This window comes from Comamonas jiangduensis (assembly GCF_030162955.1).
Classification (GTDB): Bacteria; Pseudomonadota; Gammaproteobacteria; order Burkholderiales; family Burkholderiaceae_C; genus Comamonas; species Comamonas jiangduensis.
This window is the reverse complement of the sequence record NZ_JARXOV010000056.1, coordinates 1-436: the sequence shown is the minus strand read 5'-3', so window position 1 is coordinate 436 and position 436 is coordinate 1. Positions and strand designations below refer to the sequence as shown.

The 436-nt window shown below is 66.1% G+C and carries 1 protein-coding gene; it reads left to right on the top strand.

Annotation, left to right across the window (positions count from 1 at the left end):
* Positions 1–436, top strand: a 436-nt coding sequence (locus tag QEP12_RS16965; RefSeq protein WP_284214993.1) for a hypothetical protein, incomplete at both ends; no start/stop codon positions are given.

Below are 436 nucleotides of genomic sequence, written 5' to 3'. Positions count from 1 at the left end.
GGGCACGATCACCGTCAATGCCACCGACGGCATTGCCACGGTGAGCATCGGCGGCACGGCGTACACGCTGGCCGATCTGAACGGCAAGTTCGTGAACACCGGCAAGGGCGTGCTGACCATCACTGGCGTGACGCCTGCGGCGGACGGCAAGAGTGCCGAGATCGACTACAGCTACACCCTCAGCGCTGCGCAAACGCACGTTGCGGGCAATGGCGACAACACTCTGACGGGCACCCTGACGGACACCATTGCAGTGGCAGTGGCAGGCGTGGGCGGCAGCACGGGCAGCGGCAACGTCACGATCACCATCGTGGACGACGTGCCCGTGGCGGCCTCGCACATCGCAGGCTCTGTGACCGAAGACGGCACGGCGCTGGTGAATGGCAACGTCACGACAGCAACGGGCAACGGCTTCGGCCAAGACGGCGCAGCGACC